The organism is Streptomyces sp. NPDC001070 (assembly GCF_053598835.1).
On sequence record NZ_JBSFLB010000012.1, the window covers coordinates 11,625 to 27,113 of the forward strand.

The window sequence follows — 15,489 nt, forward strand, 5'->3', positions numbered from 1 at the left end:
CGTCGGTGCCCGGCGCGCGGCGCCCGGCCGTCACCGGTTCAGGATGGACAGGTCCTCTTCCGACTTCGGGACGGCGACCAGGCCGCGGTCGTCCGGCATGGTCTGGATCGTGAACATGGGGACGCCGTCCTGCGGCAGGGCGAGCATCCGGGAGGCGTAGACGGGGCCGCCCGAGGCGGGTTCGACCGTGACGGCGTACGCGCCCTTGCCCGCCGAGGGGGCGGGCGGGGACAGCACGACCGTCGTGCCGCGCTTGACCGGGACGTTCTTGGTGACGGGCTCGCCGCCCGCCGTGGAGGCGGAGGTGGTGACCCGCACCGTGGCGTCGCTGTCCGGCGCGGTGAGGGCGAGGGTCGAGCCCCTGCCGCGGTTGTCGGCGGCGGTGGCGCGGTCGCCGACGGGGGCGGTGGCGGGCAGGAAGGCGGTCTCCTGGTCGGCGCCCTTGCCCCGGGTGATCTGCAGGGCGGCGACCACGGGGGCCGCGCCGGAGGTGCCGGTCGGGGTCAGGACGAGCGAGCCGGCCTCGCCCTTGGTGACGTCGCCGAGGTCGACGGAAGTGGTCATGCCGCTCTTGACGTGGACCGTCTCGTGCCCGGCCGGGGTGATCTCGCCGCCGGCGGAGGCGAGGCGCACCTTCAGGTCGGCGTCGTCGTCGCCGGTCGCGAAGGCCACCAGGCGCACCTGCGTGGCGTCCGCGGGGATGCCGGGCATGACGAGGCCGGCGGCGGGGTCGGCGGAGGCGGGCAGCCAGTCGCCGCCGGCCTTGGCGTCCTCGGCCTCGACGGTGGCGCCGACCCGGCCGCTGCGGGCGCTGACGTGGAGGGTGAGGCCGGCGGACTTCTCCGTGGTGAGCGTGGAGAGCAGAACGGGGACCGTCGCGCCGGGCGGCACGGTGATCCCGTCGCTGGTGGCGGTCTTGATCTCGCCCTTGTCGCCGTACAGCTCGAGGTCGACGACGGCGGCGATGTCGTCCGGGTTGGTCAGGTGGACGTAGTCCTGGCGGTCGGCGGCGGTGCTGACGCCGGGGAACCAGAACTCGCTGTCCGGCACGGCGCAGGAGGTGCCGAGCACCGCCCGGGCCGGGCCCGCGTCGATGACCGTGGTCTGCTGCACGGTCCAGCCCGGGGCGAGCGCGCCGTCCGCGGTGCCGAGGAGGGCGGGGGCGTCGGCGACCTCGGTGGTGGCGGTGACCGGCTTGCCGGCCTCCTTCAGCGGGGCGACCGGCTTGCGCTTGGCGGCGGCCTTGCCGTCCTGGTCGGCTGCGGGCAGCAGCTGGGCGGTACCGCCCGAGCCCGCGGAGTCGCCCTTGGGCGTGAAGGCGGTGTAGGTGGTCGAGGCGAAGTCCGAGTCGGACGGGGCCGGGCAGGTGAGCGTGGACCGCTCGACGGGCAGCCGCGCGGCGCTCGCGGCGGGCGCCGCCTCCGGGGCGCCCGCACCGGTGACGGTGGCGACGCCGACGACGCCGGCCAGGGCGGCGGTGACGCCGATCAGGGACAGGGTGCTGCGGTTCACTGCTCGTTGCTCCCGTCGCGGCGGTAGCCGTCCGTGTCGTACGCGTCCGTGTCGTAGGTGCCGTAGGGGGCGTAGGAGGCGTCGTAGCCCTGCGGCTGCTGGGGCTGCTGCCCGTACTCCTGCCGGTCGTAGCCGGGCTGCTGCGGCTGCCCGCCGTAGCCGTACGGGTCGTAGACCTGCTCCTGCGGCTGGGCGGGCTGCTCGTAGCCGTAGGTGCTGGTGTAGTCGGCGGCCCACTGCTCCTGGCCGTACGGGTCGTCCTGGCGGGGGCCGGCTGCGTACGGGTCGTACTCGGCGTACTGCGCGTACTCGGTCTGCTCCTGGTACGCGGGCTCGGCCGCATCGGGGGCGACGGCGTCGGGGTCGACGGCGTCGTCGTCCGCCTCCGCCTCCGCGGCGGCGCGCAGCCGGCGGGCGCGGCGGCCGTCGCCGGCCTGCCCCGGGATGCCGGCGGCCGACGCGGACGGTACGGGCACGGGCTCCGCCTCGGGCAGGTCGTCGTCGATCTCGCGGCGCCGGCCCGGCAGGGCCATGACGACGAGCACCAGGCCGAGGAAGCCCTGGACCCACAGCCACACGGTGTGCGTGAACGGGTCGTCGTAGACGAGGTCGAGGCGGCCGCCGCTGCTGGGCAGCCGGAAGCCCTGGGCCCAGCCGTCGACGGTGGTGGCGGTGAGCTCCTTGCCGTCGAGGGTGGCGGTCCAGCCGGGGGCGGCGCGGTCGGCGACGCGCAGGATGCGGCCGTCCGCGCCGGAGGGGATGGTGGTGTGCGCCTCGACCTTGCCGGAGGCGACGGTCTCGGACCGGGCGGGGGTCGCGGCGCCGTCGCCGGAGCCGCCTTCACCGCCGCCGGAGGGCTCGACGATCGTGACGCGCGAGACCTCGTTGTCGACCCGCCACAGGGCGCTGCCGTCGGCCTGGCTGAGCCGGGACAGGCCGGGCGTGCTGTCGAGGGTGCGGCTCATCTCGCGCGGGGTGCCCTGCTGGACGAGGACGTAGCGCACGGCGTAGCCGCCGAGCTGGCTGGCCTGGTCGGCGCCGGAGCCGGCCACCAGGTTGCCGACGATCTTGCCGAGGCGGGCGTCGCCGCCGTACGCGGCGGCGATCTCGGCGTCACCGAGGCGGGCGCCGGCGCCCCGGACGAGGGCGTACGAGACATGGGCGGGCGTGCCCGAAAGGACGAGGGTGCGGGCCTGGTCGCGGGTGGTGCTCTCCTCGGCGACGAAGGCGGGCACCTGGGTGGGGTCGCGGCGCTCCAGCGGGCCGTCGGCGCCGCCGGCCATCCAGCCGACGGCGGCGGACAGCGGAGCGAGTACGGCGGCCAGGGCGACGAGAGCGGCGACCGGCTGGCGCCAGCCGAAGCCGGAGGCGGCGAGCCGTTCCTTGGCGCCCTCGGCGCCGACCGCGGCGGCCGCGAGCAGGGCGAGGCCGTACACGAGGGTGGCGGGGCCGGCCCAGGCGGTGGTGTTGGCGGCGACCGCGAAGACCAGGCCGGTCAGGGCGCCGGCCCAGGCGGTGAGGATGGCGGACCGCCGTTCGCCGCGCACGAGGGCGGCGAGTCCGGCCAGGACGATGCCCGCGAGCAGGTAGCCGCCGGCCGCTCCGGGGCCGCCGGGGTTGACCAGGAGAAGGTCGGTGGCGGTGGCGGCCTTGGCGCCGTACGGCAGTCCGGCCTCGTACAGGAAGCGCTTGGGGTGCGTCAGCAGCCCGATCGACCAGGGCGCGAGCACCACCACGGGGGCGCCGAGGACCGCCACGGCCCGCATGGCCAGCGGGACGACGAGCCGGCCCTGCCCGCGCACGACGCGCAGGGCGATGGCGACGCCGATGAGCACCAGCGTGACCGGCCAGGTGATGGGGGTGAACGCGGTGGTGATCGTCAGCAGCAGCGCGACGGCCCAGGCGGCGCGCCAGCCGGGGCGCAGGCCGCGGTCGACGGCCTCGTCGGACATTCGCAGCCCCGCGGCGGACACGGCGGCGCGCGCCATGAGCGGCAGCAGGACGGCGAGGACCGCGGTGCCGAGCCGGCCGCCGGCGAGGGCGCCGGTGACGGCGGGCAGGAAGGCGTACGCGACGGCGCCCCAGGCGCGCAGCAGCCGGGAGCCGACGAGCGGCCGCGACACGAAGTAGGCGCTGAGGCCCGCGAGCGGCACCGAGGCGACGAGGAGCACCGTCAGGGCGAGGCCTGTGCTGCCGAACAGGACGCTCGACAAGGTGGCCACGACCGCCAGGTACGGGGGCGCGGTCTCGGTGCTGCCGGCGCCGAGGGCATGCCAGCCGCCCAGGTAGGAGCCCCACAGGTCGGAGGCGTCCGAGGGGGCGGGCAGCAGTGCGCCGCCGGACAGGGCGCCACCGGCGAGGAGCGCGCGGCAGGCGATGAGGGAGAAGAGCAGCAGGACGGCGAAGAGCATCGGGGCGGGCTGCCGGGCGATGCGCCTGAGCAGCGCGAACTGCTCGACGTCCAGGTACTCGCTGTCGTCGTCGCCCCCGCTGGGCCCGGACTCCAGGCCGCCGCCGTGGCGTCCGGCGGAGGAGGCGTCGGCGGCGGCGCGGCCGGAAACGTTGCTGACGACCTGCTCGACGGTGGCCCGTACGGTCGCGCCGGGCGGCGGGAAGAGCGGCCGGAGTTCGGAGGCCGGGACCTCGGGCCGCGAGCGCCGGTGGCGGGCGCCGAGGAGGCGGCCGGGGCGCAGCAGGACCGACAGCAGGCCGGTGATCTCGTCGACGGCCTGTCCGGGGACCTTGCCGACGAGGTAGGCGAGGGTGCGCAGGACGGTGCCGAGCACGATGCGCGCGAAGACGTACGGGAGCAGGATGCCGCGGGTGTTGGCCAGCAGGGTGTAGACGGCGCCGGCCTTGTCGACGCGGTGCGGGTTGACGGCGGAGCGGCCGGCGCAGTCGACGGGGCGGCGCTCGCGGGAGGCGGCCTCGGCGTGCCGCAGGACGGCGTCGGGGGCGACGAGGACGGTGTGCCCGGCGGACTGGGCGCGCCAGCAGAAGTCGACGTCGTCGCGCATGAGGGGCAGCCGGCGGTCGAAGCCGCCGAGGTCCTCCCACACGTCGCGGCGGACCAGCATGCCGGCGCTGGAGACCGAGAGCACCTGGCGGACCTGGTCGTGCTGGCCCTGGTCCTGCTCGCGGCGCTCCAGCCCGGTCCAGCGGCGGCCGCTGCGGGCGATGGAGACGCCGACCTCCAGCAGCTGGCGGCGGTCGTACCAGCTGCGCAGCTTGGGGCCGATGATCGCGGCGGACGGAGAGGCGTCGGCGACCTTGAGGAGGTTGAGGAGGGCGTCCGGGGCCGGCTCGCAGTCGTCGTGCAGCAGCCACAGCCACTGCACGGGTTCGCCGTGGGGCTGCTCGGGCTGGTCGTAGGCGTCGTCGTTCCAGCTGCGGGAGACCGGGTCCCAGCTGCTGGACCGCGCCAGGTAGGGCAGTTGCTCCGCGGTCGGGGGCTCGGCGGCGCGCACGCACTCGTCGACGGCGGCGCCGAAGCCGCTGCGCCGGGCGAGGTGCAGGACGCGGTGGTCGCCGAGGCTCTCGGCGAGCAGGCGCGCGGAGTCGTCGGCGCTGCCGGTGTCGGCGGCGATGACGTCCTGGACGGGGCGGTCCTGGGAGACCAGGCCCGAGAGCGCGTTGGGCAGCCAGCGGGCACCGTCGTGGGCGACGAGCACGGCGGTGACGACGTGGCGCGGGAACTCCGGTGGGGTGGCGGGGGCGAACCCCGCTGCCTGGGCGGCGTATTGAGTCCCGGCTGAGCTGTTCACGGACATCGAGGTTCGGGCCCCGGTTCGCTGGACTTCGGACGACGCCTTGGCGTCTCGGACGGGCCCCCACACTAACGGTTGCGGGAGCCGGCCCTTCCGGGTCCGGGGCACATATACGTACGAACCTCGATGTGACGGACGCCGACCGGGGGCGGGTCCTAGACGACGCCCTTCTTCAGGCGGCGGCGCTCGCGCTCGGACAGACCGCCCCAGATGCCGAAGCGCTCGTCGTTGGCGAGGGCGTAGTCCAGGCAGTCGGAACGGACCTCGCAGGCGAGGCAGACCTTCTTGGCCTCGCGGGTGGAGCCGCCCTTCTCGGGGAAGAAGGACTCGGGATCGGTCTGCGCGCACAGCGCGCGCTCCTGCCACCCGAGCTCTTCGTCGGCCTCTTCGGCCAGCAACAGCTGGAACAGCTCGGTCATGCGCGCCCCTCGTCTGTTTTCGCGTCCCCGTGGTGTTGCCGTTACCTGCGACGGTCGAACGACACGAGTGAAATTACAAGTGTGCCGATACGGGCCAGTCAAGCCGAGATCTGCTATTGGGCCCGTTATTCACCCTGCGGAACCAAGGTCTGACAGAAAGTGTTCAAATCAGCCCAAACGTCCACATACGTCAACCGCGGTCGACGCCCCTTGGGGGCGGCGATCACGATGCGATCACGAAAACACAACGACGTTTCACGAGGAGACGTTCCTGCGTACCCGTGCGGTTGCGTCGGCACTTTTCCTGGGTCTTCTACACACAAACCTTTCACCATGCCGAATAGCCGGATCAGGTGAAAGATTTACGACAAACCCGACATCAAGTTGACAGGCGCGCACGGGACCCGGTGTGCTAGGGCGCATGCCAGTGACCCACGCGCCCTCCCGGACCCGCCGCCTCGGCGAGTTCCGTCGTGCCGTGGAAGCTCACTGTCGCTGTTCCAGCTGTTGCCGCTGAAGGACTTCTCCCAGCTCGCACAGCCTCATGCGCATGCCTGACGCTCCTCACTTCCCGTAGGAACTCCCGCACCCATGAACAGCGACGTCTCGATCGCCGGCGACCCTCTCGCCATCCCCCACCTCCTTCCGCCCGCTCCCGCCTACCCCGTCACCGTCGCGGAATTCGCCGGACTGGCCCGCAAGATCGCGGCCGACCTGGGCAGTTGGTCGCCGCGCGTCCGCTATGACGCCACCACCCGCTGGTACGACCGCCTGGAGACCGGACCCGGGTACGAGGTCTGGCTGCTCAGCTGGGTGCCCGGCCAGGGCAGCGGGCTGCACGACCACGGCCGCTCCTCGGGCGTGCTGACCGTGCTGGAGGGCGCGCTGACCGAGCGCGCCCTGGGCGGCAACGGCGAGACCCGCCGTTCACTCCTGCCGGGCCACCAGCGGGTGTTCGCCCCCGGTTACGTCCACGAGGTGGTCAACGACTCCCTCGAAGGCGCGGTCAGCCTGCACGTCTACTTCCCGGGCCTGACGGAGATGACCCCGTACGCCTGCACCTCCGGGCGGGCCGTGACCGAGGGGACGTTCACCGGCTGACGCGGCGGGCTGACAGACTGTCCGCATGCGAATCGTGGTACTGGCCGGCGGCATCGGGGGAGCCCGTTTCCTGCGCGGCCTGAAGGCGGCGGCACCGGAGGCGGACATCACCGTCATCGGCAACACCGGCGACGACATCCACCTGTTCGGCCTCAAGGTCTGTCCCGACCTCGACACCGTCATGTACACCCTCGGCGGCGGGATCCACGAGGAGCAGGGCTGGGGCCGCGCCGGCGAGACCTTCACGGTCAAGGAGGAGCTGGCCGCCTACGGCGTCGGGCCCGAGTGGTTCGGCCTCGGCGACCGCGACTTCGCGACCCACATCGTGCGCACCCAGATGATCGGCGCGGGATATCCGCTCAGCGCCGTCACCGAGGCGCTGTGCGCGCGCTGGAAGCCGGGCGTACGGCTGATCCCGATGACCGACGACCGGATCGAGACGCACGTCGTCATCGACGACCCGGACACGGCCCCCGGCGGCGGGCGCAAGGCGGTCCACTTCCAGGAGTACTGGGTGCGGCTGCGGGCCTCCGTACCGGCGTACGCGGTGCTGCCCGTCGGCGCGGAGGGCGCCAAGCCCGCGCCCGGCGTGCTGGAGGCGATCGCCGAGGCGGACGTCATCCTCTTCCCGCCGTCGAACCCCGTGGTGTCGGTCGGCACGATCCTCGCCGTCCCCGGCATCCGGGAGGCCATCGCCGAGGCGGGCGTGCCCGTGGTGGGCCTCTCCCCCATCGTCGGCGACGCCCCGGTGCGGGGCATGGCCGACAAGGTGCTGGCGGCGGTCGGCGTGGAGTCCACGGCGGCGGCGGTCGCCGCGCACTACGGCTCCGGGCTGCTGGACGGCTGGCTCGTCGACACGGTCGACGCCGGAGCGGTGGCGGAGGTCGAGGCGGCGGGCATCCGATGCCGGGCCGTGCCGCTGATGATGACGGACCTCGACGCGACGGCCGCGATGGCCCGCGAGGCGCTGACGCTCGCCGGGGAGGTGCGCGCGTGACCGTCTCCTACCGCGTGTGGGCGGTCACCGGGATACCCGAGGTCGAACCCGGCGCGGATCTCGCGAAGCTCGTCGCGGCGAGCGCGGCGGATCTCGCGGACGGCGACGTCCTCGTGGTCACGTCGAAGATCGTCAGCAAGGCGGAGGGGCGCGTCGTGCGCGCCGCCGACCGCGAGGCCGCCATCGACGCCGAGACGGTCCGGCTGGTCGCGCGGCGCGGCCCGACCCGGATCGTGGAGACCCGGCACGGCTTCGTCATGGCCGCGGCCGGGGTCGACGCCTCCAACACGCCGGCCGGCACGGTGCTGCTGCTGCCCGAGGACCCGGACGCCTCCGCCCGCGCGATCCGCACGGGGCTGCGGGACGCGCTGGGCGTCAACGTCGGCGTGGTCGTCACCGACACCTTCGGGCGGCCCTGGCGCGAGGGCCTGACCGACGTCGCCATCGGCGCGGCCGGACTGCGCGTGCTGGACGACCTTCGGGGCGCGACGGACTCCCACGGCAACGAACTGGCCGTGACGGTCACGGCGTTGGCCGACGAGCTCGCCGCGGCCGGCGACCTGGTGAAGGGCAAGTCGACGGGGTCGCCCGTCGCGGTCGTCCGGGGCCTGGACCGCCTGGTGCTGCCCGCGCAGGAGGACGGCGGCGGCGCCCGGGCGCTCGTCCGCCCCGCCGCCAACGACATGTTCCGGCTGGGCACTTCGGAGGCCGTCCGCGAGGCCGTCTCCCTGCGGCGCACGATCCGCGACTTCACTGCCGAGCCCGTCGACGGAGCGGCCGTGCGGCGCGCCGTGGCCCTGGCGGTCACCGCCCCGGCCCCGCACCACACGACGCCGTGGCGCTTCGTGCTGCTGGAGACGGAGGCCGCCCGGGTGCGGCTGCTGGACGCGATGCGCGACGCGTGGGTCGAGGACCTGCGCCGCGACGGCCGCAGCGAGGAGTCCGTCGCCAAGCGCGTGCGGCGCGGTGACGTCCTGCGCCGGGCGCCGTATCTGGTGGTGCCGTGCCTGGTCGCGGACGGGGCGCACGACTACCCCGACGCGCGGCGGTCGGCGGCGGAACGCGAGATGTTCGTGGTCGCGATGGGCGCGGCCGTGGAGAACTTCCTGGTGGCGCTGGCCGGCGAGCAGTTGGGGTCGGCATGGGTGTCGTCCACGATGTTCTGCCGCGACGTGGTGCGCGAGGTGCTGGAACTGCCCGAGGACTGGGACCCGATGGGGGCGGTCGCGATCGGGCGTGCGGCCGCGCCGCCGAAGGAGCGGCCGGGGCGCGGCGCGGAGGCGTTCATCGAGGTGCGCTGACGCGCCGTTCGGCCCGCCTGCGCGTCCGCCGGCGGCAGTGCCCGACGGCCGGCGTGACGGCCTTCGTGTGGTGGACGATGTCCTGTGGCCGCATGATGTCGCAGTGGACGGCGGCGGCCGCATCGGGGAGGTGCCGCCGGCAGCACTCCTCGCTGACGCAGTCCGGCAGGGCGGGCCGGTGGTGCTCTCCCAGCCGATGAGGAGCACCGAGCCGTTGTCCTTCACGGGGACGAAGACACGGAAGTCGATGAGGGCGGCGATTAATCGCTCCCCGTCCCGGTCCGGCTCACGGCGGTCGAGTACCGCGGCGAGAGCGGTGTTCGAAGTCGTCACCCCGCCGAGCACAAGGACACGCCTTTCCTGAGACAGCCCCTGTGTTCGCAAGTGTGCCGGAAGTTCCCTACAGGGGCACGATGTTCCCCGGGGCCATGCGCGGGGCGCGGCGCGGGGGACGACGGCCGGTCAGGAGGATCAGGCGGGCGGCGCGGTGGCGCTGGCCGGCGTAGGGCTCGAGGAGTTCGAGCATCGTCGCGTCGTCGCAGCGGTGGGCGCCGGTGAGGGCGTAGCCGATGGTGTGCGGCAGGTGGAGGTCGCCGACGGTGACGGCGTCGGGGTCGCCGTTGCTGCGCTGCAGGGTCTCCGCCGCGGTCCAGGGGCCGATGCCCGGGATGGCCTGGAGGCGGGCGAAGGCGTCGGCGGGGTCGAGGGCGGTCGCCTGTTCCATACGGGCGGCGGCGCGGGCGGCGCGGACCGCGGCGGCGGAGCGCTTGCCGTCGACGTTGGCGCGGTGCCACTCCCAGGAGGGGATCATGGCCCAGCCGCGGGCGTCGGGCATGACCCGCATACGCAGGTCCTCGCCGGGGCCCGGGGCGGGTTCGCCGAAGCGCCACAGCAGGACGCGCCAGGAGCGGTAGGCCTCGTCGGATGTGACCTTCTGCTCGAGGATCGCCGGGACGAGGGATTCCATGACCAGGCCGGTACGGGTCAGCCGCAGGCCGGGGTTGCGGCGGTGGGCCTCGTGGACGATGCGGTGCCGGGCGGTGAAGGCGGCGGGCTCGTCGGCGTCGCCGAGCAGGCCGGGGAGGCGGTCGAGGAGCCAGTCGGCGCCGGGGCCCCAGGCCTCGGCCTCGATCTCGCCGCCAGAGGGGCGGGCGATCCTCAGGGTGCCGGGGCCCTCCGGTGTGCGCGAGGCGCGGTAGATCGCGCGGTCGGCGCCCACGCGGAAGGCGGGGTCGCCGGGGCCGCGGCGCAGAGGGCCGAGCGTGAGGCCGAGGTCCAGCGGGCCGCGCGGGGTCCAGCGCCGGGTCCGGCCCGGTGTGCGGGGACCGGGGACGCGGCCGTTCGCGTCGCGGAGGAGTCGGGTCTGCTCGGGGTGCACCCTCCGAGCCTACGGGGTGGGCCGTGCGGCGCTCCGGGTTTCCTGCCGGTGGGCGGTGGTGCGCCCGCCCACCGGCCGCGGGTCCGTCGGGAGGGGACGGCTACTGGTCGGACGAGAAGCGGACCGAGCCGTCCGGGATGACCGCGCCGCACCAGATGCGCACCCCGTACCGCAGTTCGTTGTCGGCCCCGATCCGCGCGGAGTCCCCGATGACGGCGCCGTTGACGACGGTGCGCTCGCCGATGACCGCGCCCGCGCCGACCAGGGAGTCGGTGACGATCGCGCCCGGGTGGACGACCGCGCCCGCGAGGACGGTGCTGCCCTCGACCACCGCGCCGGAGCCGATGACGGCGCCCGCGGAGACGGCGGTGCCGCCGGTGAGCTTGGCGTCGTCGGCGACGCGGGCGCCCTCCAGGACGAGGCGCTCGCCGCACCGGCCGGGGACGGCCGGGGAGGGCGCGCGGCCGAGGACGAGGTCGGCGGAGCCGCGGACGAAGGCGTGCGGGGTGCCGAGGTCGAGCCAGTAGGTGGAGTCGACCATGCCCTGCAGGTGCGCGCCGTCGGCCAGCAGGCCGGGGAAGGTCTCGCGCTCGACGGAGACCGGGCGTCCGGTGGGGATGGAGTCGATGACGGAGCGGTTGAAGACGTAGGCGCCCGCGTTGATCTGGTCGGTGACGATCTCCTCGGGGGTCTCCGGCTTCTCCAGGAACGCGGTGACGCGGCCGGCGGCGTTTGTCGGCACGAGCCCGAAGGCGCGCGGGTCCTCGACACGGGTCAGGTGCAGGGAGACGTCGGCGCCGGAGTCGCGGTGGGTGGCGACGAGGCCCGCGATGTCGAGGCCGGTGAGGATGTCGCCGTTGAAGATGAGCACCGGGTCGCCGGGCGCGGAGTCCAGACGGTCGGCGACGTTGCGGATGGCGCCGCCGGTGCCGAGCGGCTCGTCCTCGGTGACGTACTCCAGGCGCAGCCCGAGGGCGGAGCCGTCGCCGAAGTGCGGCTCGAAGACCTCGGCCAGGTAGGAGGTGGCGAGCACGATGTGCTCGACGCCCGCCGCGCGCGCCCGGGCCAGTTGGTGGGTCAGAAACGGCACGCCGGCCGCGGGGACCATCGGCTTGGGTGTGTGCACCGTCAGGGGGCGCAACCGGGTGCCCTTGCCGCCGACCAAGAGGATCGCTTCAGTCACCTGTTTTTGTCTCCGCTTTCTGGCGGGGGCCGAACGTATGAGCGGCCAATCCTACGCAGCGTGCGATCACCGGCCCTGGAGCCCCGCCGCGGTGCGGCGGATGATACCGAGATCGTCGTAAAGCTCCGTTCCCGGGCATTCGGTGGCGAATCCGTCCCGGTGACCGGAGATGGTGTTCATTCGGACCCGCTCCCCCTTCTTGTACTTGTTGCTCCCCGCGGACACCAGATATGTCATGCCCTCCGGATTCCGGCCGTAAATTCCGAGTTTCCACGCGGCGAGCCGGGCGACGGCCGACAGCGCCTCACGAGTGGGCGCCTCCTCGGAGAAGTTGCCCAGCACGGCGATGCCCATGGTGTGTTCGTTGAAGCCGAGGGTGTGCGCGCCGAAGACGGCCTTCGAGACCCCGCCGCTGCGGCCTTCGTAGATGTTCCCGCACTTGTCGACGAGGAAGTTGTAGCCGATGTCGCGCCAGCCGCTGCTCTTGACGTGGTAGCGGTAGATACCGCGGATGACCGAGGGGGAGTCGGCACAGTCGTAGTCGTTGCCGGTGGCGGTGTGGTGGACGAAGATCGCGCTGATGTCGTCGGTGAAATCCGAGTCGCCGCCACGCATTTGCTCGTCGGCGCCCCAGCCGACCCGGGTGATGATGCGGGGCCGCGCGCCGGTGAGGCGCTGCCCGGTGAGGGCCTCGGTCTCGGACCGGCTGAGCGCGGGGACGACGGGGGCCTCGACGCCGGTGCCCGAGGTGTCGGAGGTGTCGTCGGTCGTGTCGGAAGTCGTGCCGTCCGCCGGGTTTCCGCCGCCGGCCGGGTCGCCCCCTTCGAGCGGGTCGACCCCGTCGAAGGGGTCCGTACCGTCGGAGGGGTCCGTGTCCTCGGAGGAGTCGCCCATGACGGAGCCGTCGTTGCCGGGGTCGCCTGCGCCGTCGCCGTCCGGTCCCCCGCCCTGCGGTCCGGACGACTCGGGGCTGTCGGCGCCTTCCTGCGTGCCGTTGCCCGGGTCGTCGCCGGGATCGTCACCGGGGTCGACCATCTCCAGGCGCAGCCCCTTGGGCAGGGCGGGCAGCGGCCCGCGCCTGCCGGACGGCGCTTCGGGGACGACCCGCACCTCCACGCCGTCGGAGCGGCCGACCCACAGCGGGGCGGTCGAGCCGCGCACGCCGGAGGCCGAGCCCTCGGACGAGCCGGCGTCGGGGGCGTCGTCGCTGTGCGCCTCGACGGTGCGCCAGTCGGACCAGGTACCGGTGCCGATGGCGCGGGTCCGGACCTGGACGTCGCCCTGGAGGTCGGCGCCGACGTCGTCCCAGGTGACGCCGATCAGGGAGAAGGGCTGCACGGTCCGGGCGGGCAGTCCCTGGGCGAGTGGCGAGCCGATGGCCCGCCCGGAGGGGGCGAGCGGGGCCAGCAGGAGGGTGTGGGTGGCACCGGCGGGGGTGTCGGAGGCGGCGGCCCGCGCCGGCGTGTGGATGGTGGCGGTGGCGCCGGGGGGAAGCGCGAGCGGCAGGGCGAGGGCAGCCATGCACGCCGCGGTGATCGAAGTCGCAAGAAGTGCACGCATGGGAAAAACAGTTACATAAGGCCCCAGAACCCGCAGCCGGGATCTGACGGGCTGTCCCCTTCTGCCGGTCCCTCAGCCGCGCCCGCCGCGCGGCCGCCTGACGTAGCCTGGGCCGCGTGACATCGACTGCCCGTACGCCCGCCGACCTGCTGCGTTCCGCGCTCGCGGCGGATCCCGCCCGCCCCCTGGTCACCTTCTACGACGACGCCACCGGCGAACGCGTCGAACTGTCGGTGGCCACCTTCGGCAACTGGGTGGCCAAGACCGCCAACCTCATCCAGGACGAACTGGGCGCCCAGCCGGGTGACCGCGCGGCCCTGCTGCTGCCCGCGCACTGGCAGACCGCGGTATGGCTGCTCGCCTGCTTCTCCACCGGGGTGGTCGCGGTGCCCGGCGGCGACCCGGCCGGCGCCGATCTCGTGGTCTCCGGCCCGGACACGCTGGATGAGGCCCGCGCCTGTTCCGGCGAGCGGATCGCGCTGGCGCTGCGCCCGCTGGGCGGCCGCTTCCCGCAGCCGCCGGAGGGCTTCCTCGACTACGCGGTCGAGGTGCCGACGCAGGGCGACCGCTTCGCCCCGTACGCGCCGGTGGACCCGGACGCGCCCGCGCTGGAGCTGCCGGGCGGGGAGGAGCTGTCCGGCGCCGAGGTGGTCGAGCGGGCCCGCGCCTCCGCGGGAGCCCTCGGGCTGACGGCGGGGACGCGGCTGCTCTCGGGCCGGTCCTACGGGGACTGGGACGGGCTCGCCGCCGGTCTGCTGGCGCCCCTGGCCGCGGACGCCTCCGTGGTGCTCTGCCGTCACCTGGACCGGCTGCCCGCCGCCGACCTGGGCAGACGACGGGAAAGCGAACGCGTGACCCACGTGGCCTAAGGGTGTGCCGCGTGCCGGGGCCACGGTGGGCCGGCCCCGGCGTACGGCGCGGTGTCCCACGGCGACGGGCGGATTTCAACAACTCCGCACAACCGAGGGCGGGATTGAACGGTCTTTATAGGTGACCTGATCAGCAAGCGGCACCTGAAGGACGGGACCGGACGTGACCACGCCAGCCGATTCGCCGGAAGCCGAGGACCTCCCTCCCGGTGCGGTCCCGCCGAGGAGGCGCCGCCGCACCTGGCTGCGCGTCCTGGCAGTCGTCATCTCCCTGGCGCTGCTGACCGGCGCCGGGATCTCCTGGTACCTGTACAAGCAGCTCGACGGGAACATCCGCACGGACACGAGCACGGCCCAGGAGCTGATGCGGGTGCAGTCCGAGCGGCCCACGGTGCTGCCGGAGGCCACCACCGCCGAGAACATCCTCCTCCTCGGCTCCGACAACCGCGGCAACGGCAACGGCAAGTACGGCCAGGACACCGGAACCCAGCGTTCGGACACCGCGATACTGCTGCACCTGGCCGCCGACCGGAAGAGCGCGACGGCGGTCAGCCTGCCGCGCGACCTGATGGTCGACATCCCCTCCTGCCGGCGCGCCGACGGCAGCATGACCAATCCCCAGTTCGCCCAGTTCAACTGGGCGTTCGAGTACGGCGGCGCCGCCTGCACGATCCGTACGGTGGAGAAGCTGACCGGGATCCGCGTCGACCACCACCTCGTGGTGGACTTCAACGGCTTCAAGAAGATGGTCGACGCGGTCGGCGGCGTGGAGGTCTGCGTCCCGCACGCCGTGCACGACCAGGACGCGCACCTGGACCTCGATGCGGGCCGCCAACTGCTGCACGGCGAGGACGCCCTCGGCTACGTCCGGGCCCGCAAGGGCATCGGCGACGGCAGCGACACCCAGCGGATGGACCGGCAGCAGCAGTTCCTGGCCTCCCTGGTGCAGAAGGTCGACACCACGGGGGTGCTGCTCAACCCCACCAAGCTCTACCCGCTGCTCGACGCCGCGACCTCCTCGCTCACCGCGGACGCCGGGCTGGACTCACTGGCCGAGCTGTACGACCTGGCGCGGAGCCTGCGCAAGACGCCCACGGACCAGGTGCGCTTCCTGACCGTGCCGCGCCGGCCCTACACCGCCGATCCCAACCGTGACGAACTGGTGCGTCCCGCCGCCGACAAGCTGTTCACGACGCTGCGCGAGGACGGGCAGGTGACGGTCGAGGCCGACCCGGGCAAGGACTCGGGTTCCGGTCGCGGGACGCACGGCGGAACCTCCACCGCCACTCCCGCATCTCCTACACCGTCGGGGTCGGCGACCGCCTCTCCCTCGTACCGCGGCACCACCGCCGACCGCGATGTGTGCGGCGGCAGTGGGGATTGAACAGTTTGTCCAGTTGTA

At 73.9% G+C, this 15,489-nt stretch carries 11 protein-coding genes; 5 read left to right on the plus strand and 6 right to left on the minus strand.

Annotated features, from left to right (window positions below; all coding sequences use genetic code 11):
- Positions 1-30 precede the first annotated feature (30 nt).
- The 3 genes from ACWDAS_RS16420 to ACWDAS_RS16430 all read right to left on the minus strand — a co-directional run bounded on the left by ACWDAS_RS16420 (position 31) and on the right by ACWDAS_RS16430 (position 5,698).
- On the minus strand, positions 31-1,512 hold the full coding sequence (locus ACWDAS_RS16420) for a DUF5719 family protein (RefSeq protein WP_450390701.1): 1,482 nt from the start codon (positions 1,510-1,512) through the stop codon (positions 31-33).
- Positions 1,509-5,282, minus strand: coding sequence for a glycosyltransferase (locus tag ACWDAS_RS16425; protein ID WP_450390704.1), 3,774 nt, complete (start codon positions 5,280-5,282; stop codon positions 1,509-1,511). The genes ACWDAS_RS16420 and ACWDAS_RS16425 overlap by 4 nt, the downstream gene beginning before the upstream one ends.
- A gap of 152 nt (positions 5,283-5,434) precedes the next feature.
- Entirely contained in the window at positions 5,435-5,698 is a 264-nt protein-coding gene (locus ACWDAS_RS16430; RefSeq protein ID WP_018559705.1) for a WhiB family transcriptional regulator, read from the minus strand.
- 591 nt (positions 5,699-6,289) lie between these two features.
- On the opposite strand from ACWDAS_RS16430, the gene ACWDAS_RS16435 reads away from it, so the two are divergent.
- From ACWDAS_RS16435 to ACWDAS_RS16445, 3 genes are read left to right on the plus strand one after another with little or no spacing between them, the layout of a single operon-like run.
- Positions 6,290-6,799 carry a cysteine dioxygenase gene (locus tag ACWDAS_RS16435; protein ID WP_450390707.1) on the plus strand — a complete coding sequence of 170 codons (510 nt, stop codon included), beginning with the start codon at positions 6,290-6,292 and terminating at the stop codon, positions 6,797-6,799.
- A gap of 25 nt (positions 6,800-6,824) precedes the next feature.
- Entirely contained in the window at positions 6,825-7,796 is a 972-nt protein-coding gene (gene cofD / locus ACWDAS_RS16440; protein ID WP_450390710.1) for a 2-phospho-L-lactate transferase, read from the plus strand.
- Positions 7,703-9,097, plus strand: coding sequence for a coenzyme F420-0:L-glutamate ligase (locus tag ACWDAS_RS16445; protein ID WP_450390712.1), 1,395 nt, complete (start codon positions 7,703-7,705; stop codon positions 9,095-9,097). Before cofD ends, ACWDAS_RS16445 begins: the two co-directional genes overlap by 94 nt.
- A gap of 400 nt (positions 9,098-9,497) precedes the next feature.
- Here ACWDAS_RS16445 and ACWDAS_RS16450 read toward each other — a convergent pair whose 3' ends face one another.
- The 3 genes from ACWDAS_RS16450 to ACWDAS_RS16460 form a co-directional block, all read right to left on the minus strand.
- Entirely contained in the window at positions 9,498-10,475 is a 978-nt protein-coding gene (locus ACWDAS_RS16450) for a DNA-3-methyladenine glycosylase family protein (RefSeq protein ID WP_450390714.1), read from the minus strand.
- Positions 10,476-10,575: 100 nt separating this feature from the next.
- On the minus strand, positions 10,576-11,658 hold the full coding sequence (locus tag ACWDAS_RS16455; RefSeq protein ID WP_450390717.1) for a sugar phosphate nucleotidyltransferase: 1,083 nt from the start codon (positions 11,656-11,658) through the stop codon (positions 10,576-10,578).
- Between the two features lie 66 nt (positions 11,659-11,724).
- Entirely contained in the window at positions 11,725-13,179 is a 1,455-nt protein-coding gene (locus tag ACWDAS_RS16460) for a peptidoglycan recognition protein family protein (protein WP_450390720.1), read from the minus strand.
- A 155-nt stretch (positions 13,180-13,334) separates the two neighbouring features.
- Here ACWDAS_RS16460 and ACWDAS_RS16465 point away from each other — a divergent pair, with 155 nt between their 5' ends.
- Together ACWDAS_RS16465 and ACWDAS_RS16470 are read left to right on the plus strand one after the other, a co-directional pair.
- Positions 13,335-14,087 carry a TIGR03089 family protein gene (locus ACWDAS_RS16465; RefSeq protein ID WP_450390723.1) on the plus strand — a complete coding sequence of 251 codons (753 nt, stop codon included), beginning with the start codon at positions 13,335-13,337 and terminating at the stop codon, positions 14,085-14,087.
- Positions 14,088-14,250: 163 nt separating this feature from the next.
- Positions 14,251-15,471, plus strand: a complete 1,221-nt coding sequence (locus ACWDAS_RS16470; protein ID WP_450390726.1) for an LCP family protein — start codon at positions 14,251-14,253, stop codon at positions 15,469-15,471.
- Positions 15,472-15,489: the final 18 nt, after the last annotated feature.

Bases quoted from the DNA above. Each gene is read 5' to 3' on its own strand.
- ACWDAS_RS16425 (WP_450390704.1), bottom strand. From the start codon at position 5,282: ATGTCCGTGAACAGCTCAGCCGGGACTCAATACGCCGCCCAGGCAGCG.
- ACWDAS_RS16430 (WP_018559705.1), bottom strand. From the start codon at position 5,698: ATGACCGAGCTGTTCCAGCTGTTGCTGGCCGAAGAGGCCGACGAAGAG.
- ACWDAS_RS16435 (WP_450390707.1), top strand. From the start codon at position 6,290: ATGAACAGCGACGTCTCGATCGCCGGCGACCCTCTCGCCATCCCCCAC.
- cofD (WP_450390710.1), top strand. From the start codon at position 6,825: ATGCGAATCGTGGTACTGGCCGGCGGCATCGGGGGAGCCCGTTTCCTG.
- ACWDAS_RS16445 (WP_450390712.1), top strand. From the start codon at position 7,703: ATGCCGGGCCGTGCCGCTGATGATGACGGACCTCGACGCGACGGCCGC.
- ACWDAS_RS16460 (WP_450390720.1), bottom strand. From the start codon at position 13,179: ATGGCTGCCCTCGCCCTGCCGCTCGCGCTTCCCCCCGGCGCCACCGCC.